The organism is Streptomyces composti (assembly GCF_012034205.1).
Classification (GTDB): Bacteria; Actinomycetota; Actinomycetes; order Streptomycetales; family Streptomycetaceae; genus Streptomyces; species Streptomyces composti.
In genome coordinates this window covers 114,204-136,338 of record NZ_JAATEM010000016.1, presented here as the reverse complement: position 1 = coordinate 136,338, position 22,135 = coordinate 114,204, and the positions used below count along the sequence as shown (strand labels likewise).

18 protein-coding genes and 1 pseudogene are annotated in these 22,135 nt (G+C 74.2%); 9 read left to right on the top strand and 10 right to left on the bottom strand.

All coding sequences use genetic code 11. The annotated features are described in order from the left end of the window. Window positions 1-3: 3 nt before the first annotated feature. Entirely contained in the window at window positions 4-666 is a 663-nt protein-coding gene (locus HCJ93_RS15215; protein WP_167996225.1) for an HD domain-containing protein, read from the bottom strand. 81 nt (window positions 667-747) lie between these two features. On the opposite strand from HCJ93_RS15215, the gene HCJ93_RS15210 reads away from it, so the two are divergent. Then, window positions 748-1,425 (top strand): maleylpyruvate isomerase family mycothiol-dependent enzyme, encoded by a 678-nt coding sequence (locus tag HCJ93_RS15210; protein WP_167996224.1) that lies wholly within the window; start codon window positions 748-750, stop codon window positions 1,423-1,425. 93 nt (window positions 1,426-1,518) lie between these two features. After that, on the top strand, window positions 1,519-2,208 hold the full coding sequence (locus HCJ93_RS15205; protein ID WP_167996223.1) for a copper homeostasis protein CutC: 690 nt from the start codon (window positions 1,519-1,521) through the stop codon (window positions 2,206-2,208). A gap of 151 nt (window positions 2,209-2,359) precedes the next feature. Here HCJ93_RS15205 and HCJ93_RS15200 read toward each other — a convergent pair whose 3' ends face one another. Continuing rightward, a complete protein-coding gene (locus tag HCJ93_RS15200; protein ID WP_167996222.1) occupies window positions 2,360-4,432 on the bottom strand; it encodes a HelD family protein in 2,073 nt (690 codons plus the stop codon). Between the two features lie 293 nt (window positions 4,433-4,725). Between HCJ93_RS15200 and HCJ93_RS15195 the strand changes: the two genes are divergently transcribed. Both HCJ93_RS15195 and HCJ93_RS29525 read left to right on the top strand, forming a co-directional pair. Then, window positions 4,726-4,929 (top strand): hypothetical protein, encoded by a 204-nt coding sequence (locus HCJ93_RS15195; RefSeq protein WP_206317444.1) that lies wholly within the window; start codon window positions 4,726-4,728, stop codon window positions 4,927-4,929. A gap of 244 nt (window positions 4,930-5,173) precedes the next feature. Then, on the top strand, window positions 5,174-5,329 hold the full coding sequence (locus tag HCJ93_RS29525; RefSeq protein ID WP_240967617.1) for a hypothetical protein: 156 nt from the start codon (window positions 5,174-5,176) through the stop codon (window positions 5,327-5,329). 81 nt (window positions 5,330-5,410) lie between these two features. Here the strand turns inward: HCJ93_RS29525 and HCJ93_RS15185 are convergent, their stop codons facing one another. Continuing rightward, window positions 5,411-7,054: a DNA repair helicase XPB gene (locus HCJ93_RS15185; protein WP_167996220.1), complete on the bottom strand. Its 1,644-nt coding sequence runs from the start codon at window positions 7,052-7,054 to the stop codon at window positions 5,411-5,413. Window positions 7,055-7,683: 629 nt separating this feature from the next. Further along, entirely contained in the window at window positions 7,684-10,290 is a 2,607-nt protein-coding gene (locus HCJ93_RS15180; RefSeq protein WP_167996219.1) for a helicase C-terminal domain-containing protein, read from the bottom strand. 119 nt (window positions 10,291-10,409) lie between these two features. Between HCJ93_RS15180 and HCJ93_RS15175 the strand changes: the two genes are divergently transcribed. Beyond that, a complete protein-coding gene (locus HCJ93_RS15175; RefSeq protein WP_167996218.1) occupies window positions 10,410-11,486 on the top strand; it encodes a hypothetical protein in 1,077 nt (358 codons plus the stop codon). An 89-nt stretch (window positions 11,487-11,575) separates the two neighbouring features. Next, the gene (locus tag HCJ93_RS15170; RefSeq protein ID WP_167996217.1) at window positions 11,576-12,232 is read left to right on the top strand and encodes an HAD family hydrolase; all 657 of its coding nucleotides are present in this window, start codon (window positions 11,576-11,578) and stop codon (window positions 12,230-12,232) included. Here HCJ93_RS15170 and HCJ93_RS15165 read toward each other — a convergent pair. Further along, window positions 12,211-12,459 (bottom strand): hypothetical protein, encoded by a 249-nt coding sequence (locus HCJ93_RS15165; RefSeq protein ID WP_167996216.1) that lies wholly within the window; start codon window positions 12,457-12,459, stop codon window positions 12,211-12,213. The two genes, HCJ93_RS15170 and HCJ93_RS15165, sit on opposite strands and share 22 nt — an antisense overlap. Window positions 12,460-12,622: 163 nt before the next feature. On the opposite strand from HCJ93_RS15165, the gene HCJ93_RS29865 reads away from it, so the two are divergent. Continuing rightward, window positions 12,623-13,003 (top strand): cold-shock protein, encoded by a 381-nt coding sequence (locus tag HCJ93_RS29865; protein WP_167996215.1) that lies wholly within the window; start codon window positions 12,623-12,625, stop codon window positions 13,001-13,003. Between the two features lie 28 nt (window positions 13,004-13,031). Here HCJ93_RS29865 and HCJ93_RS15155 read toward each other — a convergent pair whose 3' ends face one another. The 4 genes from HCJ93_RS15155 to HCJ93_RS15140 form a co-directional block, all read right to left on the bottom strand. Next, window positions 13,032-13,895: a 1,4-dihydroxy-6-naphtoate synthase gene (locus tag HCJ93_RS15155; protein ID WP_167996214.1), complete on the bottom strand. Its 864-nt coding sequence runs from the start codon at window positions 13,893-13,895 to the stop codon at window positions 13,032-13,034. Next, window positions 13,885-14,634: a futalosine hydrolase gene (locus tag HCJ93_RS15150; RefSeq protein WP_309141408.1), complete on the bottom strand. Its 750-nt coding sequence runs from the start codon at window positions 14,632-14,634 to the stop codon at window positions 13,885-13,887. The genes HCJ93_RS15155 and HCJ93_RS15150 overlap by 11 nt, the downstream gene beginning before the upstream one ends. After that, window positions 14,604-15,077: a DUF2771 domain-containing protein gene (locus HCJ93_RS15145; protein WP_206317442.1), complete on the bottom strand. Its 474-nt coding sequence runs from the start codon at window positions 15,075-15,077 to the stop codon at window positions 14,604-14,606. The genes HCJ93_RS15150 and HCJ93_RS15145 overlap by 31 nt, the downstream gene beginning before the upstream one ends. A 64-nt stretch (window positions 15,078-15,141) precedes the next feature. Then, window positions 15,142-16,551 (bottom strand): MFS transporter, encoded by a 1,410-nt coding sequence (locus HCJ93_RS15140; protein WP_167996212.1) that lies wholly within the window; start codon window positions 16,549-16,551, stop codon window positions 15,142-15,144. A 304-nt stretch (window positions 16,552-16,855) separates the two neighbouring features. Between HCJ93_RS15140 and HCJ93_RS15135 the strand changes: the two genes are divergently transcribed. After that, window positions 16,856-17,776, top strand: a complete 921-nt coding sequence (locus tag HCJ93_RS15135; RefSeq protein WP_167996211.1) for a DUF3027 domain-containing protein — start codon at window positions 16,856-16,858, stop codon at window positions 17,774-17,776. Window positions 17,777-17,805: 29 nt separating this feature from the next. On the opposite strand, the pseudogene HCJ93_RS15130 reads toward HCJ93_RS15135, so the two are convergent. Beyond that, a pseudogene (locus tag HCJ93_RS15130) lies at window positions 17,806-18,665 on the bottom strand (hypothetical protein); the annotation flags it as partial. Between the two features lie 254 nt (window positions 18,666-18,919). Between HCJ93_RS15130 and HCJ93_RS15125 the strand changes: the two are divergent. Further along, window positions 18,920-22,048, top strand: a complete 3,129-nt coding sequence (locus tag HCJ93_RS15125) for a sacsin N-terminal ATP-binding-like domain-containing protein (RefSeq protein WP_167996210.1) — start codon at window positions 18,920-18,922, stop codon at window positions 22,046-22,048. Window positions 22,049-22,135: the final 87 nt, after the last annotated feature.

The window sequence follows — 22,135 nt, the reverse complement described above, 5'->3', positions numbered from 1 at the left end:
AGGCTACGAGGGCGGCGGCACCGGCTGCGACAGCATGTCCAGCTCCCCGCGCATGTTGTGGCGGGCGGTGGCCTCCCAGTGCTCCCGGCCGTAGGGCGTGCGGAACAGACGCGGCAGCTCGAGGAGCTGCCGCAGCACCGCGGCCCGCCCCTCGCGGAAGGCGTCCGCGGGCACGAAGTGGTACTCCTCGCGGACGGCCGCCGTGTAGTGGGCGTAGGCGGACGGCGGCGTTCCGAGGACCGCCAGGTCGGCGTCGCACAGCACCTGCCCGTCGCGGTCGTCGTCCGCGGGGTCGTGCGTGACCGTGAGCCGCACCAGCCGTGCCACTTCGGCGACCTTGCCCTCCGGCACCCCGGCCTCGGGCAGCGCCCGCTCCGCGAGCCGCGCCGACCGCTCCTCGTTCTCCGACCGCTCCGGCAGATACACCGCGTCGTGGAACCAGGCCGCCAGCCGCACCACGTCGGGGTCGTCGGCGTACGCCTGCAGCTCGTCGACGTGGTCCAGCACCGCCGTGAGATGCGCGACCGTGTGATAGTGCCGCTGCGGCTCCCGCCACCGCTTGAGCAGGTTGTCGGCGTAGGGCCCGGGATCGGGCCCGTCGGCGCCACCGCGGGCACCTTCGAGGGCTCGGGCGAAACGGGCGCGCAGGGCGTCGGTGTCGGACATGGCCCCATTGTCGTGCCCCCGGTCCGTTCCGGCCGCGACGACCGGGAAGATCCCGCGCGGCGGAAGGCCTAGCGTAGGGGCATGACGACTCCTGCGGATGTGCAGAACGTACGTGACCCCGAGCTGCCCGGGCGGCTGCTGACCGTGGAGCGGGACGCGCTGATCCCTCTGCTGCGCAGCAGGGCGGAGGAGGACTTCGCGCTGCCGGTGGCGGCCTGCCCCGCGTGGACGGTGCGGGATGTGCTGGCGCACTGTTCGGCCGCGCTGACCCGGGTGGTGGAGAACCGCTTCGAGAAGGGTGTCTTCTCGCCCGAGTCCAACGACCGGGACATCGCCGAGCGGGCCGGGTGGAGCAACGCCCAGGTCGTGGACGAGCTGGAACGCGGGATGACCGAGGCGGGCCCGGTGTTCGCCGAGGCGGGCGGTGCGCTGGACCTGATCGCGCTGGGCGAGTGGGTGCACGCCGGTGATGTGCGGGTGGCCTTCGGCGAGCCCGGCGCGTACGCGGGCACGGGGCTGCCGTACGCGCTGGCCCTGCTGGCGCAGGTCACCACGGAGCGAGGGCATGTGCCGGTGCACGCCGACCTCGACGACGCGGACGAGCCGCTGCGGCTCGGGGACGTGACGGGGCAGCGCCCGCCGGCCCGGTTCATCGGGGACGGCTCGACGCTGCTGCGCCTGTACGCGGGGCGTCCCGCGGACCGGCCCTACGAGCTGGCGGGGGTGGAGGCGGCGGAGCTGAACATCCTCGGTGACTGACCGGGCGAGGGGCGTAGTCTAGATTGGACTAGACCTCTCGGGCCCTGCGGCCCGGAGCCGCCGTAGCCGCCCGACGCCGAGGAATGAGGTTCCATGAGCAAGCGTGCAGTCCTGGAGGTGATCGCCCTCGACGTCGAGGACGCGGTCGCCGCCCGGGCCGGAGGTGCGGACCGCCTCGAACTGGTCACCGACATGGCGGCGGACGGGCTCACGCCCTCGCCCCGGACGGTGGCCGCGATCCGCGCGGCGGTCGGCCTCCCCCTGCGGGTGATGCTGCGCCTGGCGGACGGCTTCGCCGCGGGGGACGTCGACCGGCTGGTCGGGGTCGCGGGGGAGCTGCGGGCGGCCGGCGCCGAGGAGTTCGTGCTGGGTTTTCTGCACGCCGACGGGACCGTGGACCTGGACGCGGTGGAGCGGGTCGTCGCGGCGCTGGACGGGTGCAGGTGGACGTTCCACCGGGCCATCGACCGCGCCGCGGACCGCGACGCGCTGCGCAAGCAGCTGGACGGGCTGCCGGGGCTGGACACGTACCTGACCGCCGGGTCGGCGGACGGGGTGGACGCGGGACTGCCGACGCTGGTGCGGGAAGCGGGGTTGCAGGGGGAACCGGGGTATGAGCAGCAGCTTCTCGTGGGCGGCGGCCTGCGGCTCGACCACGTGCCGGCGTTGAGGGCGGCGGGCATCGAGGCGTTCCACATCGGCGGAGCCGCGCGTCCTGAAGGGTGGGGCGGGCCGGTCTCCGCGGAGGCGGTCGCCGGCTGGAGGGCAGTGCTGGACGCGTGAGAGGGCGCGGGTTCTCCGTGCCTTCCCGGGAGCTGGGCGGACGGGGGCTGGAGGCGCCCGCGCGGTGCGGAGCCGCACGGGGGCACGGGCCCGCGCCGCCCAACGGGTCGCCGTCCCGCTCGCGGGGCCTGTGGCGCGCCGGGGCGGCCGATCAGGCCGTCAGCTGCTCCGGCAGCGGGGCGGTGTGGGTGATGATCAGGCCGGAGACCGCTCGGGTGAGGGCCACGTAGAGGCGGCGCAGGCCGGTGGGCTCGTCCGGTTCGGCGTCGACCACGGCCGAAGGCTCGTCGAGGACCACGTAGTCGTACTCCAGGCCCTTCGCCAGGGAGGCGGGGACCAGGGTCAGGCGGGTGCCCTCGGTGGTCTCCTCGCCCGGGGACAGATGCGGCAGGCCCGCCCTCGCGAGGGCCTCGGACAGCCGCGGGATGCGGGGGTCGGCGGCGATCAGACCCACGGAGCCCTCGTTCCGCAGCAACTCCTCGCAGGCGGAGACGACTTGGGAGTCCTGGCTGACGCCGCGGATCTCGAAGAGGCCCGGGTTCTCGCGGATGGAGGTCACCGGGGTCAGGCCCGGTGCGATGTGCGGGAGCAGGCGGGAGGCGTAGCCGATGACGTCCGTGGGGACGCGGAAGCCGGCCGTGAGCTCCTCGACCGCCGCGTCCGGCTTGCCCAGGTGGGCCAGGGCCTCCTGCCAGCTGCGGGTCGCCCACGGGGTGGTGCCCTGCGCCAGGTCGCCGAGGACGGTGGCCGAACCGGTGGAGCAGCGGCGCCCGACCGCCCGGTACTGCATGGGGGAGAGGTCCTGCGCCTCGTCGAGGACGACATGGCCCAGGGACGGCGTGCGACGGATCAGATCCGCCGCCTCGTCGATCAGGACCGCGTCCGCCGCGGACCACTTCGCCGACTTCACCGAGCGGGCCGGCTTCGGCCACAGGATCGCCTTGCGCTCGTCCTCGTCGAGCAGCCCGGCGGAGTGCTCGGCCAGGAACTCGGCGTCGCCGAGCAGCCGCAGCACCAGCTTCGCCGGGTCCACCTGCGGCCAGATCGCCTTCACCGCCGCCTTCACGGCGCTGTTGCGGGCCACCGCGTCCTGCACCCGGTCGTCCGGCGCCTCCCCGGCCCGCTCCATCCGCACCAGCACGGCATGCGCGATGCGCTGCGGCAGTGCCTCCCGGGCGGCGCCGTAACGGATGTCCCGCTCCAGCAACTGCCGGACGATCTCCTCGAGTTCGTACGCCGGGACGCGCCAGCGGCGGGAGCCGCGGACCACGACCACCGGTTCCGTGGGCATGGTGACGTGGGAGTAGAGGGCGCGGCGCAGCACCTCGGCCATGCGTGCGTCGCCCTTGACGGTCGCGGCCCGGGTGTCGTCGGTGGCGCGCACCTCGACATGGGCCACCAGGTCGTCCACCGTGGCCTGCGCGACGGTCAGTTCGCCCAGCGCGGGCAGCACCTGCTCGATGTAGTGCAGGAAGGAACGGTTGGGGCCGACCACCAGGGTGCCCGTGCGGGCCAGGCGCTCGCGGTGCGCGTAGAGGAGGTAGGCGACCCGGTGCAGGCCGACGGCGGTCTTGCCGGTGCCGGGGCCGCCCTGCACACAGACGCTGCCCGCCAGGCCGGACCGTACGATCTCGTCCTGCTCGGGCTGGATGGTGGCGACGATGTCCCGCATCGGGCCCACGCGCGGGCGCTCGATCTCCTGCTGGAGCAGCCTGCTGGTCCGCGCCGCCTCCGCCGGGTCCGACAGGTGCTCGTCCTCGTAGGCGGTCAGCTCGCCGCCGGTGTAGCCGAAGCGGCGGCGCAGCGCGATGTCCATCGGGTCCTTCTTGGACGCCCGGTAGAACGGCTGGGACACCGGCGCGCGCCAGTCGATCACCATCGGGTCGCCGTCCGCGTCGTGCACGTGACGGCGCCCGATGTAGAAGGACTCGCCCCGGGCGCCCTCCGCCTGCTCGGCGCCGGGGGCGTGCAGATAGTCGAGGCGGCCGAAGAACAGCGGGGTGTCGCTGAGGTCGGCCAGCGCCTTGATGCGCTGCTCGATCTGGCGCTGGAGCACCTGGGCGTTGACCCAGTTCGCGGTGACGTCGCTGATGTCGAGGGCCTCGACGTCCTCCCGCATGGCGCGCAGAGCGGCTCGGGACGCGGCGAGATGGGCGCGCTCACGGGACAGGGGGCCGGCGCTGGACAAGGGGGTGCCTCCGAGGGACCTGTGCGAGGTGGGCATGCGAGATGCCGGCCGGTTTCCGTCCGGTCGGCGGCACTCCGGTGAGGGGAGGCGGGCAAGGGCGGTGATTCTAGGGACGCAACGGGGCGGCCGCCAAATGAATTTCCGGCGCCCGGTGCCCTCCCGGTTCCCTTCCCGGTGCACCCCTTTTCGCCGGCCGACCCCTAGGGGGCGGGTACATCCCCGCGGCGGGCGGCGGCCCTTTCCCGTCGGCCGGGAGACGTACTCGCGAGCCCGGCAATGGGGCCTTTGGACCGATGCTTCGCAGGGGCCGGCGGAGCCACCATGGAGACATGAGTGCAGCAGCCATCCACCCAGTCACCCCACCGGGCCGGCCACCGGCCGGCGCCACCCCCCTGCGCGGCGAACACCACCACTGGCTCGGCGACGCCCTCCGCGCCGTCAGGGTCTTCCTGCGCGCCGCCTTCGACGTCGTCGTCCTCGGTGAGTACGCCGAGGAGTCCGGCGTCCGGCGCAAGGACCCCACCCGCTCCTGAGCACACCGGTGCCTGAGTACTGCCGCCCCTGCGGAGTGAGTACGCCGACCGGTGCCCGGGCACCGGCCCGCGGCTTCACTGGCGGTATGAGCCGGTCGAGCCCTCACCCGATCACCGCGAACCCCGCGGTCCCGCACCCGGCTGCCGGCGACCACGATCGCCGAGCCTGGGCGGCGCCGGCTGTCGCGACCGCGATCCTGTCTTCCTCGGCCCGGCCGCACTGTTCTTCGGCGGGCTCTCTCCCATGGCGACCGACTCCTGCGGCCCCGACGACTGCTCGCAGGCGCTCATGACCCGGCTGGCCCTGATCGAGGGCACGACGGTCCACGGCGGTCTGCTGACCCTCGGGGCATGGCTCACCTCGTGGGTGCCGCCCAGGACGCACCGCTGGTCGATGTGACGGGCGCCGGCGGCGGCCCTGTCGCTGATGCCGTCGCCGTTCCAGATGATGCTGGTGACGAGCCTGCCGGAGGGCTGACGCTCAGCTCTCCGCCAGGAGTTCGTCCGCGTCCATGATCCGGTAGGCGTAGCCCTGTTCGGCGAGGAAGCGCTGGCGGTGGGCGGCGAAGTCCTGGTCGATGGTGTCGCGGGCGACCACCGAGTAGAAGTGCGCCTGATGGCCGTCCGCCTTGGGACGCAGCACGCGGCCGAGCCGCTGGGCCTCCTCCTGGCGGGAGCCGAAGGTCCCCGACACCTGGATGGCGACCGTCGCCTCGGGCAGGTCGATGGAGAAGTTCGCCACCTTCGACACCACCAGGACGTTGATCTCGCCCTCGCGGAACGCGTCGAACAGCTTCTCCCGCTGCGCGTTGGACGTCTCGCCCTTGATCACCGGCGCGCCCAGGTGCTCCCCGAGCTCGTCGAGCTGGTCGATGTACTGGCCGATCACGAGGATCTGCTGGCCCTCGAACCGCCGGACGATCGCCTCGGTGACCTTCCGCTTGGTGTCCGTGGTGGCGCAGAAGCGGTACTTCTCCTCCATCTCGGCGGTGGCGTAGGCGAGCCGCTCGGAGTCGGTGAGGTTGACACGGACCTCCACGCAGTCGGCGGGCGCGATGTAGCCCTGCGCCTCGATCTCCTTCCACGGCGCGTCGAACCGCTTGGGGCCGATCAGTGAGAACACGTCCGACTCGCGGCCGTCCTCACGCACCAGCGTGGCGGTCAGGCCCAGCCGGCGCCGGGCCTGGAGGTCGGCGGTGAACTTGAAGACGGGCGCGGGCAGCAGATGCACCTCGTCGTAGACGATCAGACCCCAGTCCCGGGAGTCGAACAGCTCCAGGTGCGGGTAGACACCCTTCCGCTTGGTCGTCAGCACCTGGTACGTGGCGATGGTGACCGGACGGATCTCCTTCTTCGTCCCGCTGTACTCGCCGATCTCGTCCTCGGTGAGGGAGGTGCGCCGCACCAGCTCGTGCTTCCACTGCCGGGCCGAGACGGTGTTGGTGACCAGGATCAGCGTGGTCGACTTCGCCTGCGCCATCGCACCGGCCCCGACCAGGGTCTTGCCCGCGCCGCAGGGCAGCACCACGACACCGCTGCCGCCGTGCCAGAAGTTCTCCACCGCCTGCTTCTGGTAGGGCCGCAGCTTCCAGCCCTCCTCGCGCAGCTCGATGGGGTGCGCCTCGCCGTCGACGTACCCGGCGAGGTCCTCGGCGGGCCAGCCCAGCTTCAGCAGCACCTGCTTGATCTGCCCGCGCTCCGAGGGGTGCACGGCCACCGTGTCCGGATCGATCCGGGCGCCGACCAGCGGGGCGATCCGCTTGGAGCGCAGCACCTCCTCCAGGACCGGCCGGTCGGTGGTGGTGAGGACCAGCCCGTGCGCCGGGTGCTTGACCAGGCTGAGCCGGCCGTAGCGGTCCATGGTCTCGGCGATGTCGACCAGCAGCGCGTGCGGCACCGGGTAGCGGCTGTACTGCACCAGCGCGTCGACGACCTGCTCCGCGTCGTGGCCCGCCGCCCGCGCGTTCCACAGGCCCAGCGGGGTCACCCGGTAGGTGTGGATGTGCTCGGGGGCCCGCTCCAGTTCGGCGAACGGCGCGATGGCGCGGCGGCAGTCGTCGGCCTGCTCGTGGTCGACCTCGAGGAGCAGGGTCTTGTCGGACTGGACGATCAGCGGACCATTCACGCGCGGCTGCCTTTCTGCGACGGGCTCGGCACGGGCACACACGGCCAAACGTCCAGTCTGCCTGATCGTCCGCCCGCCGGGGGCGGGGCGGACGAGCTACTTCGGCGCGGGCAGCGTGAGGTTGTTCACCGGCGAGCAGGACGCAGGCGGCGGCGGTGCGGAGGGCGAGGGCGAGCGGGAGCCGCACGGGCGGCCCGTCCCGTGCCGCAGAAGCCTGGTACGGGGACGGGCCGGTCCCGGGGACAGGGACCGGCCGCGAGAAACGAGAGAACGAGAACGGAGCAGGCGCGGAGCGCGCCAGAGAGTCACGCCACCGCCGGGACAGCGACCCGGCGAGCGGCACGTCGCATGAGATGTCTTTCTGTCGTGGTGCACACGAACGGGCCCGGCCGACCCCCGGTCGGCCGGGCCCGGCCCGTTCAGGGACACCCGGTGACTGCCCCGCGGCCGGCCCCGGAAGGCGGACACGCCGCCGAGTTCGCCCGGTCGTAGGAGGTCTCCGGCGTGGCGTGCATGAAGTCCGCCGTACACCCGCAGGTGTGAGGTCCACCGGCTGCCGACGGGCTCGGCGGCGTGCGCGCCCCGGCCCCTTCGGTCGTCTCCGGCCCGTTCGGTCGTTCCCGGCCCGTTCAGTCGTCCTCGGCCAGTTCCGCCACGCCGGTGATCCGGTGCAGCGGATACGTCCGCACCTCGTCGGCGGTGTGGTCGTACGCCGTGACGAAGCCGCCCTCGACGCGGATCGGGGCGACGACGCGCTGGCTGGCGGCGCCCTCGGCGTTGACGTAGCCGATCCACAGGGCCTCGCCGGTGAGGACGGCCGCCTGCATGGCGGCGAGGGTCTCGGCGGCCGTGGTGCGCGGCAGCCCGCCGCTGCCGCCGTCCCCCGAGCTGTCCGGGGCGATCTGCCTGCGCGGGGCGGTGGAGGCGCGGTCGCCCGCGCGGATGGCGCGGATCGCCGCCGTCAGCAGCGTGTCGTCGGGGACGGGAGGCCCCTCCGGCACCGGTTCGGGTGCCGAGCGCGGCGGGGTGCGGTAGGCGTGGGCGCGGCTGATCAGTACATCGCCCTCCGCCGACTCGGCGGCCGGCGCGAACCCCATCGCGCGCAGCCCCTCGAGGAGCGTGGCCGGGTCCGTCTGCGCCGCGAGCACGGTCGGCGCGAGCCGGCGCAGGCCCAGTCCCGCGGCCCGCCGGTCGGCGAGAATCTCGTTCAGCATCGCGTCGTCGTCGCAGCGGACGTACGCGGAGGCGGCGCCGACCCGCAGCTGCCCGTGCCGCCGGGCGACGTCGTCGATCAGGTACGTCAGCGGCTGCGGCACCGGGGTGCGGGAGTGCGCGGCGAGGAAGGCGTGCAGATCGGCGGCGGTCCGCCCGGCGTCCAGGGCGCGCCGCACCGAGCCCGGAGTGAACCGGTAGACGGTCGCACCGCCCTTGGACTCCACGTCCGCCAGTACGCCCAGCATGTCGGCCAGCGGCCGCTGCAACGGTCCGGGCGCCACCGCGGTCAGGTCGGCCTGCAGCAGCACATGGTCCAGCGGCTCCGGCAGCTGGGGCGCCAGCAGCCGGGCTGCCGCGGCGGAGGCGGCGGCCTGCTCGGCCGGCGGCAGGGGCGCGAGCGGCGGGGCGGGCCGGTGATGCACCGGCAGCTTGTCCCCCGGCCCCTCCGGCTCGGCCTCCGGCTCCGGCGGCGCGGGCGCGCCGATCAGCGCCCGCCCGTGCGAGGACAGCGCCCCGCGCCCGGTGATCCCCAGCAGTTCCGTCTCGGAGAGGGTCCAGCGGGCGATGCGGCTGCGCAGGTCGTCGCCCGCCTCGCCGCCCCCGGCGCCGCTCCCGGTGTTCTGCCCGCCGCGGCCGTTCTGCCCGCCGCGCAGCGGGCGCTCCCAGTGCAGCCGCGCGAGCACCGACTCCGGCACCGGCGCGGCACCCGCCGGAAGCCCGGCCAGCAGGGCCAGCACCCGGTGACGCACCTCCACAGCCGCCGAGCGGTCCAGACCCGGGCCGAGCGCGGAGAGCGCGCGGTCCTTCGCGTCCCGGCCGCCGACCAGGCCGGAGACCCGGGTGGCCGTCAGCCAGGCGGTCGCCAGCCGGGCCCAGCGTTCGGCGGCCGGCTGCTCGCGCCACTCGTCGTACGCCGGGGTGGCCGCGTACCGCTCGTCCGCCTCACCGTCGGAGGCGATCAGGCCCGCCGCGTACGCCAGCTCCACCCAGAACGCGGCGACCGGCTCCGGCACGTCCAGGGCGACGGCGGTGCGCTTGAGGTCCCGCACGCTCAGACCCCCGGCCCGCAGCACCGAGGGACCGCCCTCGTCCCAGTCCTTCAGCAGCTCCTCGACGGTGGCCAGCGCGGTGTACGCCTGCGCGGCCGCCGCCGCGTCCACAGCCTGTGGACGGTGCGCCGCCGCGGTCTCCACCGGAGGCGGCACGGGCTCCGGCGTCCGGTGCGCCCGGCCGCCGCGCAGATGCAGCGCCACCTCGCGGGGCAGTACGACCGTGCCGGGCGCGGTCGGCAGCAGCAGACCCCGGTCGAGCAGCCAGCGCAGCCTGGGCGCCGGGTCGGCGGTGACCTGCCCGTACGGCGGGCCCCACACCAGCCGTTCCAGCACCTGGAGCGACTCGGCCGGCGCGTCGGCGAGCAGCGCCGCCATCCGCCGGCGGTCGGTGAACAGCTCGGTCAGCGCGGCCACCGCGGACACCGAGTCGTGCGTGGACGGCAGCCCCGCGGCCGCCAGGATCTCCTGGATGCGCCCCGGAGACATCCCGGCGGTGGCCTCCTGCACGGTCGGCCCCAGACCCGTCGGGGACGGGTGCTGCGGCGACGGGGACAGCAGCTCACGGGCGGTGCGCACCAGCCGCAGCCGGTCGTCGCCGCCCCACACCAGCGCCTGCTCGCGCAGCGTGCCCAGCGCGTGCGGCAGCGCGGCGGCGACCGCCGGGTCGCCCTCGTCGCCCGCCATCAGGCCGAGCAGTTCCTCGTACGTCGCCGGGTCCGACGCCACGGCGAGCGCCTCCGCGGTCTGCAGCGCGAACCGGTCCAGCCGCTCCAGCGCGCGCACCACGGAGGCGCGGGTCCCGGCGCGGGTGGCCAGCTGGGTCAGGTCGGTCGGCACGGGCGTGATGAGGTCCGGCCTGCTGCGCAGCAGCGCGGCGAGGGAGGCGTCGTCCCGCCCCCTGAGCGCCTCAGCCAGGGAACGGGGGGCCGCGGCCGACGAGGCCGGCACGGGCTTGTCCTCGGTGCTCATCCGACTCACGGTAGCGGGTGGCCACGCCGTGGGGGGCCCGGGAGCTGGGTCGGCCGGTGCGACTCGCGATACGGTCGTGCGACCGGGTGTCCCAATACTTCAGCCCCGGAGGGGACTTCGTGGGGATCGAGAGTGACCAGGTCGTCTACGAGTATCTGAGCCGGGTCGGCGACGTGGCGCAGCAGCGGCAGTTGCCGTCGTCGGACCGCATGCGGCTGGTCGCCCGGCTGCGGGACGAGATCGACCGGCGGCGGGCCAGGGCGGTCGTCGACTCACCGGCCGCGGTCCGCCGGATCATCTCCCGCCTGGGCACGCCGGACGAGGTGGTCTCCGCGGTCGCCGAGGGGGCGCAGGATGCCGCGAAGCCGGCGGCTCCGGAGGCGCGGGCGGCGGTGCCGCTGCAGCGGGACCGTGAGCGGGGTGAGCACGGCGAGGAGGCCGGGCGGGGCACGTTCGGCAGGGGTGTGCTCCGGAAGGTCGTCCCCCGCACCCGCCCCGCGGACCTGCCGGACGCCGCTGCGGAGGCGCCGGCCTCCTCCACCACGGCCGCCACCCCGGCCGCGCGGGAACAGCGAACGCGAACGGACGGGCCCTCCCCGCCCCACCGGGCCGGCATGGATGAGCTGGGGGACGCCTCGCGCGGCCCCGACTGGTGGCAGGCCCGCGGCCCGCTCGGGGTGGGTGACGAGGTCCCCGGCTTCACCGGCGGGATCGAGATCCCCGAACTCCTCAGGCCGCCGCAGCCGAGGGAGCCGGAGGAGAAGCAGGCGGAGACGGAGACCGAGGGCGAGCTCGAGGCGCAGGCCGAGGTCGCCGCGGCTTCCCGGCGCCGGCGCCTGCGCCTGCTCTCCCGCGAACGGGGCTGGCAGAACCCCATGCTCCTGCTCGCCGCAGGCCTGCTGATCGCCGGGACGGTGCTCGGCAACCTCTTCGCTCTTCTCTTCGGCTGGCTGATCGCCTACGCCTCGCGGCGGCTGACCCCGGCGGAGGTCAAGTGGGCGGTCGTCATCCTGCCGGGCCTCGCGCTCACGTCGGGCGTGGTGTGGCTGTGGGGCAGGGCCGACCGGCGCTGGGGCGAACCGATCGCCGAGGGCGCGATGAACGAGGCGATCGCCGGAACCTGGCCCTGGGTCGTCCGCGGCGCCGCCCTCGCCTCCGCGCTCTTCCTGATCTGGCGCTCCCAGCGCCGCAGGTGACCCGGGCCGTGCGGCCCGCGCCGGCCCGCACGCGCGCCGGTGCGCCTCCGCCGGAAGGGCGGCCGGAGCCGACCTGGACAATGGCACCCATGGCTTCCACCGACGTGCACGTCCCCCCGCCCGGTCCCACCGTGGGATTCGATCTCGACATGACGCTGATCGACTCCCGCCCGGGGATCCACGCCTGCTACGTCGCGCTGGCGGAACGCACCGGCACCCCCATCGACGCCGACCTCGCCGTCACCCGCCTGGGCCCGCCCCTGACGGAGGAGATGGCCAACTGGTTCCCCGCCGAGCAGGTGGAGGAGATGGCCGCGCTGTACCGGTCCATGTACCCGGCGTACGCGATCGAGCCCACGCTCGCCCTCAGCGGCGCCCGTGAGGCGATCAGCGCCGTGCAGCGGGCGGGCGGCCGCGCCCTCGTCGTCACGGCCAAGCACGAACCGAACGCCAAGCTGCACCTGGAGCACCTCGGCCTCGAGCCGGACGCCGTGATCGGCGACCTGTGGGCCGAGCAGAAGGCCGTGGCCCTGCGCGAGCACGGTGCGAGCGTCTATGTGGGCGATCACGTCGGGGACGTGCGCGGAGCCAGGGCCGCCGGCGCGGTCTCGGTCGCCGTCGCCACCGGACCCTGCAATCCGGACGAGCTCCGCGCGGCCGGTGCGGACATCGTTCTGGCCGATCTGCAGGAATTTCCCCGGTGGTTTTCGGACTACTGCGAGGACTATCGTCCCGCCCGGGCCTGACGCCGTCCCGCCGCGACCGAGCGCAGAACCCCCGCGCCCGCCATCAGGAATCCGACCGCCATGAGCATGCTCAATCCGAACATGTACGTCGGAAAGGGCTCCGTTCCGAGGAACAGCGGGGCCACCGTGACCAGTGTGGCCACGGCGCCGATGAAGAAGACGACGGCACCGGCACGGACCAGGCCGTCACCGGGCGCGGCGGAATTCGCTTGGGTTTTGTCACGCACCCGACCAGGGTAGTTCCCAGCGCGTGGGGAACAACCGGGTGACGTCTTGTCACCGGCCTGGAGACCATTAGCCTTGGTACCGGCGGGTCACCAGGCCCGCCCGAGTGCTATCAAGAGCCGTTTCAGAAGCAGTTTTCCGACGAGTACGAGGACGAGGACGGACGTGCCTACCGGCAAGGTCAAGTGGTTCAACAGCGAGAAGGGCTTCGGCTTTCTCTCCCGTGACGACGGCGGCGACGTCTTCGTGCATTCCTCGGTCCTCCCCGCCGGAGTCGAGACACTCAAGCCGGGTCAGCGCGTGGAGTTCGGCGTGGTCGCCGGGCAGCGCGGCGACCAGGCCCTGTCCCTGACGCTCCTGGAGACCCCGTCGGTCGCGGCGGCCCAGCGCAAGAAGCCCGACGAGCTGGCCTCCATCGTGCAGGACCTGACGACGCTCCTGGAGAACATCACCCCGATGCTGGAGCGGGGCCGCTACCCCGACAAGGCGGCCGGCAAGAAGATCGCCGGCCTGCTGCGCGCGGTCGCCGACCAGCTGGACGTCTGAGGCACGGTGCACGGCCCGGAACGAAGACCTACGGAAAACGCAGGGCGTCGGGGCCGAGGGGCGGTACCAGTCCCTCGGCCGCCGCACGGGTGAGCAGCCCCCGCACGGCCGCATAGCCGTCCTCGCCGAGTGCCGCGGTGAACTCGTTCACATACAGCCCGATGTGCTGGTCGGCGACGGCCGGATCCATCTCCTGGGCGTGCTCCATCACGTAGGGGCGGGAGGCGGCCGGGTCGTCCCAGGCCATCCGCACCGAGGCGCGGACGGCGTCGGCGAGCCGCGTCAGCGCATCCGCGCCCAGCGACCGCCTGGCGATGATCGCGCCCAGCGGGATCGGCAGCCCGGTGGTGTGCTCCCAGTGCTCGCCCATGTCGGCGAGCTTGTGCAGCCCGTAGTTCTGGTACGTGAAGCGCGCCTCGTGGATGACCAGGCCCGCGTCGACCTTGCCGTCCCGCACGGCCGGCATGATCTCGTGGAACGGCATCACCACGATCCGGCCCACCCCGTCCGGCAGCACGTCCGCCGCCCACAGCCGGAACAGCAGATACGCCGTGGACTTCTCGCTCGGCACGGCGACGGTGCCGCCCGCCAGGGCGGCGCCCGGCTCCCGGGTCAGCACCAGCGGCCCGCAGCCGCGGCCCAGCGCGCCCCCGCAGGGCAGCAGCGCGTAGTCGTCCAGGACGTACGGCAGCACCGCGTAGGACACCTTCAGCACGTCGAGCTCACCGCGTTCGGCCATGCCGTTGGTGATGTCGATGTCGGCGAAGGTGACGTCCAGCGCGGGCGCGCCGGGGACGCGGCCGTGGGCGAGCGCGTCGAAGACGAAGGTGTCGTTGGGGCAGGGCGAGTACGCGATCCGCAGCCGCTGCCGCTGGTTCTGCTCACTGCTCATGCGGGTTCCAACTCTGCAGGACGGGCGCGAGCTTCCCGAAGCCCTCGGTGAGGGCGCTCAGGGCGTCGCCGATGCGCCAGGCGGCACGGTCGCGCGGGCCGACGGGGTTCGACACCGCCCGCAGCTCCAGCACCGGCACGCCGTGCGCGGCGGCGGCCTCGGCGACCCCGAAGCCCTCCATCGCCTCGGCCAGGGCCCGCGGATGGCGGGAGCGCAGCTCCTCGGCGCGGGCGGCGGTGCCGGTCACCGTGGAGACGGTCAGGACGGTGCCGGTGAGCGCACCGGTCGCGGCGGCGACCTCACGCACCAGGGCGGCCGGCGGTCGGTGGGTGACGGTGCCGAAGCCGAGGCCGGTCACCGGCACGAAGCCCTCGGCGGTCTCGGCGCCCAGGTCGGCGGCGGTGATCTCGTCGGCCAGGACGAGGGAGCCGACGGCCGCCCGCGGGGCGAAGCCCCCGGCGATCCCGGCGGAGACCACCAGGGCGTAGGGACGGCCGTCCAGCGCCGCGGCGGTGAGCGCGGCGGCGGTGGAGGCGGCGGCGAGCGCCGGGCCGACCCCGGCGGCGAGCAGGTCGGGGCCGCCGGTGATCCGGTGCAGCGCCGCACCGGGCAGGGCGCTCTCGCGCACCCGCCCCGGGAACGCCCGGGCCACCGCGTCCCGTTCGGCGGGGACCGCGGCGGCCACGAGGATGCGTGCGGACGTCGTGATCAGGCGTCCTTCTTCAGCCGGAAGGACCACAGGCCGGTGGCGTCGCCCTCGCCCTCCTTGATCGACACGAGGGTCGAGTCGCCCTGGGCGCCGTACTGCTCGTTGAAGAACACGCTGCCGGGGATGGTCCGGTACGTCTTGGTGCTGGAGTCGGTCAGCGGGCGGCCGTTCATCAGGATGGTCCAGCCCTCGTCGGCGATGTCCGGGTCCACACCGAAGCGCACGGTGGCGTCCGGATCGACCTTGATCTCCTCGACGCCCTTGTCCTTCAGGCACTTGTTGATGTCGTCGGGCCTGAGCGTCCCGCCCTCGCCGCCGCAGGTGGCCTCGGAGCTCACCGAGGAGTCGCCCACGGTGATCGTGGCCAGCGGCGTGGGCTTGTCACAGGCCGACAGGACGAGCAGTCCGGCGGATACGGCGCCGGCGGCGGCGACAGCGCGGCGGCGTCGCACAGCGGATTGCAACCTGGTCATGGCACGAAGGCTATAGGGCGCATCCGGTCCGCTTCCCACGCGGGGGTGCGGCGTGGCCGGAGCGTTACGCCACTCGCGCCCGCCGGGTACCCCCGTGCCGGGCCGAACCGATCAGCGCCCGGACGGTGAGCAGCCAGCCCGTGCCGACGATCCCCGCGCCGACCGCGAGGCCCAGCGGGCCGATCAGCGGCATGAGGATGCCGATGGCGCCGCCCAGCACCCACGACATCTGCAGCGTCGTCTCGGAGCGGGCGAACGCCGAGGTGCGCACCAGCTCCGGCACGTCCCGCTGGATCAGCGCGTCCAGGGACAGCTTGGCCAGCGCCTGCGCGAACCCGGCGATCGCGGCGAGACAGGCGACCAGGAACGCGCCGAAGAACACCGCGGCGGTGATCGCGGCCCCCGCGACGCAGGCCACCACGGTGACGATGATGATCTCCGGGGCGCGCGATCTCAGCCAGGCGCCGACCGCCGTGCCGAGCGCGTTGCCGGTGCCTGCCGCCACGCCCACTATCCCCAGCGACACGGCGGCACTCTGACCGGTCATCGGATGCTCGCGCAGCAGGAACGCCAGGAAGAAGATCAGAAAGCCGGTGAGGCAGCGGATCGAGGCGTTGGCGCCGAGCGCGTTGATGACGGCCGGGCCGACCGTGCGCAGCCCCGGCCGCTTGACCGGCTTCAGGTGCGGTCCGTGCAGATGCCGGGCGTCCGCGGCGAGCAGGGCGGTGTCCTCGCCCTTGGCGGAGTCCACCTTCGGCGGCAGGGTGAACGACAGCACCGTCCCCGCGACGAAGATCACAAACGCGCCGTAGAGCGGCCAGCGAGGCCCGATCTGCTGCAGCCCGGCGCCGATCGGCGCGGCGATCCCGGTGGCGAGCAGCCCGCCGAGGGTGACCCGCGAGTTCGCCTTGACCAGGGAGAACGTGGGCGGCAGCAGCCTCGGCACGACCGCGCTCCTGACCACCCCGTACGCCTTGGAGGCGACCAGCACGCCGAGCGCCGCCGGATACAGCTGGAGGCTGCCGCTGACGACCGCCCCGGACAGCACCAGCGCCAGCAGCGCCCGGGCGAGCATCGCGCCGGCCATCGCCGCGCGGCGGCCGTGCGGCAGCCGGTCGAGCAGCGGGCCGACGACCGGGGCGAGCAGGGTGAAGGGCAGCATGGTGATGGCGAGGTAGAGGGCGACCCGCCCGCGGGCCTCGTCCGTCGGCACGGAGAAGAAGACGGTCGACGCGAGCGCCACGGTGATCATCACGTCGCCGGCGCCGTTCACGCCGTGCAGCTCGATCAGCTTGCCGAGGCCGGACTCCCCGGCGCCGTGCGCATGGGTGGCCTTGCGGATCCCGCGCGCGGCCCCGGTGAACGGGAGATGCAGCGCGCGGCCGACCGCACGGAGACGGCCCGCCCGCCTTGCCTTGACCCCTTCCGGCCCACCGCTCCCGGTGGCGCCCCGGGGTGTCCTCGCGGTAGCCACGACGCCATAGTGCCCCGTCGCGGCGCTCTCTAGTGCTCCGTCGGCCCGGACGCGGCGGCGGTGGGGCTGTCCGGCGCAACGGCGGAGGCGGACGGCGGCGCGCGGGACGGCGAGATCAACCGTCGGTGTAGGCCCAGCGGACGCGAGAAGGTAGCGTGCGTATCTCAGCCATCCCGCAGAATGGATGGAGGCGCGCCCGAGCACGATTCGGCGCGGATGTCGACGCGGTCCAGCGGTCCGCTCCGTCCGCCCCCCGCGCTTGAGCGGCGCACTCGTGAGACGGCGTAGGAGAGAAGCGATACCTGTGAGCGCAGCAACGCGAAGCCGGACCCCCGACCGTCTGTGCGCCGAGGCGGTCGACCTCGCGCGCGCCGCAGCCGAGGAAGCCGCCGCGCCCGGGGTCGTGGGCGAGTACGAAGGCTGTGTCTCCGAGGGCGACCGGGTCGTCACGCACTTCTTCGAGTGCAAGGAACTCGGCTACCGCGGCTGGCGCTGGGCCGTCACCGTCGCCCGCGCCTCCCGCGCCAGGATCGTCACGGTGGACGAGGCGGTGCTGCTGCCCGGCCCCGACGCGCTGCTCGCACCCGAGTGGGTGCCGTGGAGCGAGCGGCTGCGCCCCGGCGATCTCGGCCCCGGCGACCTGCTCCCCACCGACGCGGAGGACCTGCGGCTCGAGCCCGGCTACACGGGCGTGGACGAGGTCCCGCCCAACTCGGTGCTCTCCGGGGAGTTCGCCGACCTGGCCGAGGCGGAGGACGCGGAGGTCACCCCGGGCACGCCCGCGCACCAGCCCGCCCCGGCGCGCGGGTCCATCGCCGCGGTCGCCGAGGAACTGGGCATGGGCCGCGCCCGCGTCCTGTCCCGCTACGGCCTGCACAGCGCGGCCGACCGCTGGGAGGAGGCCTTCGGCCCCAAGACCCCGATGGCCCAGGCGGCCCCCGCCTCCTGTGTCAGCTGCGGCTTCCTCGTCCCCATCGGCGGCTCCCTCGGCCAGGCCTTCGGCATCTGCGCCAACGAGTACTCCCCGGCCGACGGCCGCGTGGTCTCCCTCGCCTACGGCTGCGGCGGCCACTCCGAGGCGGCGGTCATGCCGAAGCCGCCCCGCCCGGCCCCGCCGGTCATCGACGAGACCCGGATCGACCCCTTCCCCCTCCGCCCGTCCCCCGACTCCGGCTCCGTCCCCGCCACGCAGGACGAGGACTCGGCGGAACTGGGCCACTCGTAGCCGCCCCGGGGCGCAGGCTCACTCGTCCCGAAGATTCCCTCCGCCTCGGCCGCGGTCACCGCTCGTGCGAGCCATTGGCGGAAAATCTCGGGGTCGTGGCAGTCCAGGACGCGGCTGCGTACGGCGTCGGGGATGTCGAGACCGCGCTGCTCGAGGACGAGCAGGACATCCTGGGCGCGTCCCTCGGTGCGTCCTTCCTCGCGGATCTCCTCGGCGATGTACGACTTGTAGAAGGACAGGTCCACGGCCACCAGGTTCCTCCAGAGATCCTTGGCCGGGCTTCTGCCAGGCCTTGAGCGGTGAATTCGATGATGGGATCCGCGACGGCCTCCGGCGCGTTCTGCAACCCTGCGGACAGGGCCTTCAGTATCCCGTTGACGGCCGGTTCGGCGGCGTGCGTGATGGCCGACAGGCTGGTCAGGACGAGATCGGCGCGGGCTTCCTCCGGGTCGGTGATGACCGGCATGTTGTGCGGGCCGGCGACCAGGGGGCGCAGGGTGAGCGTGGGCACCTGGGCGGGCCCGCTGCTGACCTGCTGTCCGGCCCACTTGGCGGTGGTGTGGTCCTGGCAGACCACCAGGAGGGCGGTGGGCAGCCGGTACTTCGTCCACAGGTACGAGACGTAGTAGGCCCAGCTCGCCTGCTTCTCCGGGTGCTTCTTCCCCTGGGCCTCGACGGCCAGGAGGAAGGATCCCTGCTCGGCGGTCTCCAGGCGAAGGAGCGTGTCCACCCGGCGTTCGACGGGGCTCGCCTCGGTGAGGTCGGTGGGGAGGATCGCGGCGCCCACCGGAGGTGGCATGTCGACACCCAGGAAGCGCGAGACACGGCTGAAGAGGCCGGGGTCGTGCTGGAAGACGCGATGCGTCGCTTCGTGCGGTGGGCCGACCATGCGCTTCCTTGCCTATTGCATATGCCAGGGGGAACTCGGCGCGAGCGTAGGGGAGTTGTCCGGGGTGGTGTGCGGGGGATCGCGGGAGGTTCACCCGTGCGAGTGAGGGGTGCTCGCCGGGCCCGGCGGCCACCAGGGCGGACCCGGCAGGGGTGCTCGCCCGTCCGGCTGCCCCGCGGATCTTGGTGGGTGTGGTCGCCGGGGCGGTACCTTCGACCACACGCGCCGATGTGGGCCCCGGAGGAGAGATCAACGTGAGCATGTTCGTGCGGCCCGCCGCAGAGGGGGCCGATCCGTTCGGGACGGCCCGGTTGCGGCGAGGGGTGCTGGACGCCTGGGCCACCAGCCCCGCGCGGTTCCGGGAGGACGCCAACGCCGAGGAGGACCTGGTCCTCGGCGGCTACCGGGACCGGCTCGTCGTCGAGCTCGCACAGAACGCCGCCGACGCCGCCGCCCGCGCCGGAGTACCGGGCCGGCTCCGGCTGACCCTGCGGGACGGTGTACTGGTCGCCGCCAACACCGGCGCCCCGCTGGACGCCGCCGGTGTCGAGTCGCTGTCCACGCTGCGCGCCTCCGCCAAGCGGGACGAACCGGAGCGGGCCGTGGGACGGTTCGGCGTCGGCTTCGCCGCCGTGCTCGCCGTCTCCGACGAGCCCGCCGTCGTCGGCCGGCACGGCGGCGTGCGCTGGTCCCTCGCGGAGGCGCGGGAGCTGGCCCAGGAGACCGCCCGGCACAGCCCCGGCCTGGGCGACGAGATCCGGCGCCGTGACGGTCATGTGCCCCTGCTGCGGCTGCCCTTCGCCGCCGAGGGCATCCCGCCCGCCCCGTACGACACCGCCGTCATCCTGCCGCTGCGCGACGCCGCGGCCACCGACCTCGCCGAGCGTCTGCTGCACGCCGTCGACGACGCGCTGCTGCTCACCCTGCCCGGCCTCGAGGAGGTCGTCATCGAGGCCGGTGACGACCAGCCCCGCACCCTGCGGCGGCGCACCGAGGCCGGTCTCACCGTCGTGGAGGACTCCAGGGACGGGACCACCCGGTGGCGCACCGCCACCGCGCACGGCCCGACCGCCCCCGAACTGCTCGCCGACCGGCCCGTCGAGGAGCGGCTGCGCCCGCACTGGTCCGTGACCTGGGCCGTCCCCGCCGAACCCGACGGCGGCCCCGGCCGGCCCCGCACCAGCCCCGTCCTGCACGCCCCCACGCCCAGCGACGAGCCGCTCGGCATCCCGGCCCTGCTGATCGCCTCCTTCCCGCTCGACTCCACCCGGCGGCACGCCGCCCCCGGCCCGCTCACCGACTTCCTGGTCGAGCGCGCCGCCGACGCCTACGCCGAACTCCTCGCCGAGTGGCGGCCCGTGACCACCGGGATCATCGGCCTGGTGCCCGGCCCCCTCGGCAAGGGCGAGCTGGACGGGGCGCTGCGCCGGGCCATCCTGGAGCGGCTGCCGCGCACCGCGTTCCTGCCGCCGGCCGCCCCGCGCGGCGAGGGCGACGACGGCGAACTGCCGGAGGCGCTGCGGCCGCGGGACGCCGAGATCGTCGAGGGCGCGGGGGCGGACACCGTACGGGTGCTGGCCCAGGTGCTGCCGACGCTGCTGCCCGCCGGTCTGGAGCGGCGGGTGGAGCTGCGCACGCTCGGCGTCGCCCGCGTCCCGCTCACCGACGCGATCGACCGGCTGGCCGGCCTGGAGAAGGCTCCCGACTGGTGGCGGCAGCTCTACGAGAGCCTCGCCGGTGTCGACCCCGACCGGCTGTCGGGGCTTCCGGTGCCGCTCGCCGACGGGCGCACCACCATCGGGCCGCGACAGGTGCTGCTGCCGGGCCCGGACGCCGCCCGGATCGACCCGGAGGTGCTGGGCCGGCTCGGCCTGAAGGTCGCCCACCCGGACGCCGCCCACCCCCTGCTGGAGAAGCTGGGCGCGCTCCCGGCGACCCCGCGCGCCGTGCTCACCACCCCGCAGGTGCGGGCCGCCGTCGCCGCCTCGCTGGACGACGAGGGGCCGCTGAACTGGGAGGAGGACGGTCTCGACGCCGAGGAGCTGGCCGACACCGTGCTCGGCCTGGTGCGCGACGCGGGTCTCGAGCCCGGCGACGAGCCCTGGCTGGGCGCCCTGGCGCTGCCCGACGAGGACGGCGAGCTGTCCCCCGCCTGCGAACTGGTCTTCCCCGGCGGCCCGTTCGCCTCCGTGATGCGCGAGGGCGAACTCGCCGCCGTCGACGCCGAGCTGGCCGAACGGTGGGGCGAGCAGCCGCTGGCCGCCTGCGGCGTCCTGGTGAACTTCACCCTGATCCGCGCCACCGACGTCGTCCTCGACCCCGACGAACTCGAGCCGCGCGAGGGCGACTACCCCGAGCCGGACGACGCCGGGCTGCTGGACGCGGTGGACGTGTGGTGCGAGGACATCCTCGACCGCTTCCCCGACACCCCTGTGCCGCCGGTCGCCACCGAGATCGTCGCCGTCCGCGACCTGGACCTGGTCGACGACGACCAGTGGCCGCGCGCCCTGGCCCTGCTGTCCCGGCCGCCGCTGCGGGACGCGCTCATCCAGCCGGTGCGGATCCTGCTGCCGGACGGCACCCACGAGGTCGTGCGGCCCTACACCGCCTGGTGGCTGCGCGGCCACCCCGTGCTCGACGGACGCCGCCCGGCTGGACTGCGCGCCGCCGGCGGCGACCTGCTGCTGCGGGGGCTCTACGACGAGGCCGACGCCACCGGCTTCGACGACGAACAGGTACTGCGCGCACTCGGCGTGCGCACCTCCGTGGCCGCCCTGCTCGACGAGCCGGGCGGCGCGGCCGAACTCCTCGACCGCCTCGCCGACCCCGACCGCGAGGTCACCGCACCTCAACTGCACGCCCTGTACACCGCGTTGGCCGACCTGGACCCCGAGCAGGTGACCCTGCCGGACGAGCTGCGCGCGGTCGTCGACGGGGAGGTCCGGGTCGTGGACGCGGCCGACGCGGTGGTCGTCGACTCGCCCGACCTGCTGCCCTTCACCGAGGGCGTCCCGCTTCTCCCGGTCCGCCCGGCCCGCGCCGCCGAACTCGCCGAGCTCTTCCAGGTGCGCCGCCTGAGCGAGTCCGTCACCGGCGAGGTGCACAGCAAGGGCACCGAGCACGAGGTCCCGGACTCCGTCCGCGTCCTCCTCGGCCCGCGCACGCCCTCCAGCTACGTGGAGCACGAGGAACTCGTCGTCGACGGCGTCGAGATCGACTGGCGCCTCACCGACGACGGCGTCGTGCACGCCGCCACCCTCGAGGGCGTCGCCGCCGGCCTCGCCTGGGCCGCGGGGCAGTGGCCCCGCCGCTTCGAGGTGGCAGCCCTCCTGGAAGACCCGTCCCGCACGGAGGAACTGGCCCGCGACCGCTGGTTCGACTGAGGCCGGAACGAACGAGGGGCGCCGCCGTGAACACCGGCGGCGCCCCTCACCGCCACCCGGATGCCGACGCGGGCCGCGGTCCGACCG

Bases quoted from the DNA above. Each gene is read 5' to 3' on its own strand.
- HCJ93_RS15215 (WP_167996225.1), bottom strand. From the start codon at position 666: ATGTCCGACACCGACGCCCTGCGCGCCCGTTTCGCCCGAGCCCTCGAA.
- HCJ93_RS15210 (WP_167996224.1), top strand. From the start codon at position 748: ATGACGACTCCTGCGGATGTGCAGAACGTACGTGACCCCGAGCTGCCC.
- HCJ93_RS15205 (WP_167996223.1), top strand. From the start codon at position 1,519: ATGAGCAAGCGTGCAGTCCTGGAGGTGATCGCCCTCGACGTCGAGGAC.
- HCJ93_RS15200 (WP_167996222.1), bottom strand. From the start codon at position 4,432: ATGCCCACCTCGCACAGGTCCCTCGGAGGCACCCCCTTGTCCAGCGCC.
- HCJ93_RS15195 (WP_206317444.1), top strand. From the start codon at position 4,726: ATGAGTGCAGCAGCCATCCACCCAGTCACCCCACCGGGCCGGCCACCG.
- HCJ93_RS29525 (WP_240967617.1), top strand. From the start codon at position 5,174: ATGGCGACCGACTCCTGCGGCCCCGACGACTGCTCGCAGGCGCTCATG.
- HCJ93_RS15180 (WP_167996219.1), bottom strand. From the start codon at position 10,290: ATGAGCACCGAGGACAAGCCCGTGCCGGCCTCGTCGGCCGCGGCCCCC.
- HCJ93_RS15170 (WP_167996217.1), top strand. From the start codon at position 11,576: ATGGCTTCCACCGACGTGCACGTCCCCCCGCCCGGTCCCACCGTGGGA.
- HCJ93_RS15155 (WP_167996214.1), bottom strand. From the start codon at position 13,895: ATGAGCAGTGAGCAGAACCAGCGGCAGCGGCTGCGGATCGCGTACTCG.
- HCJ93_RS15145 (WP_206317442.1), bottom strand. From the start codon at position 15,077: ATGACCAGGTTGCAATCCGCTGTGCGACGCCGCCGCGCTGTCGCCGCC.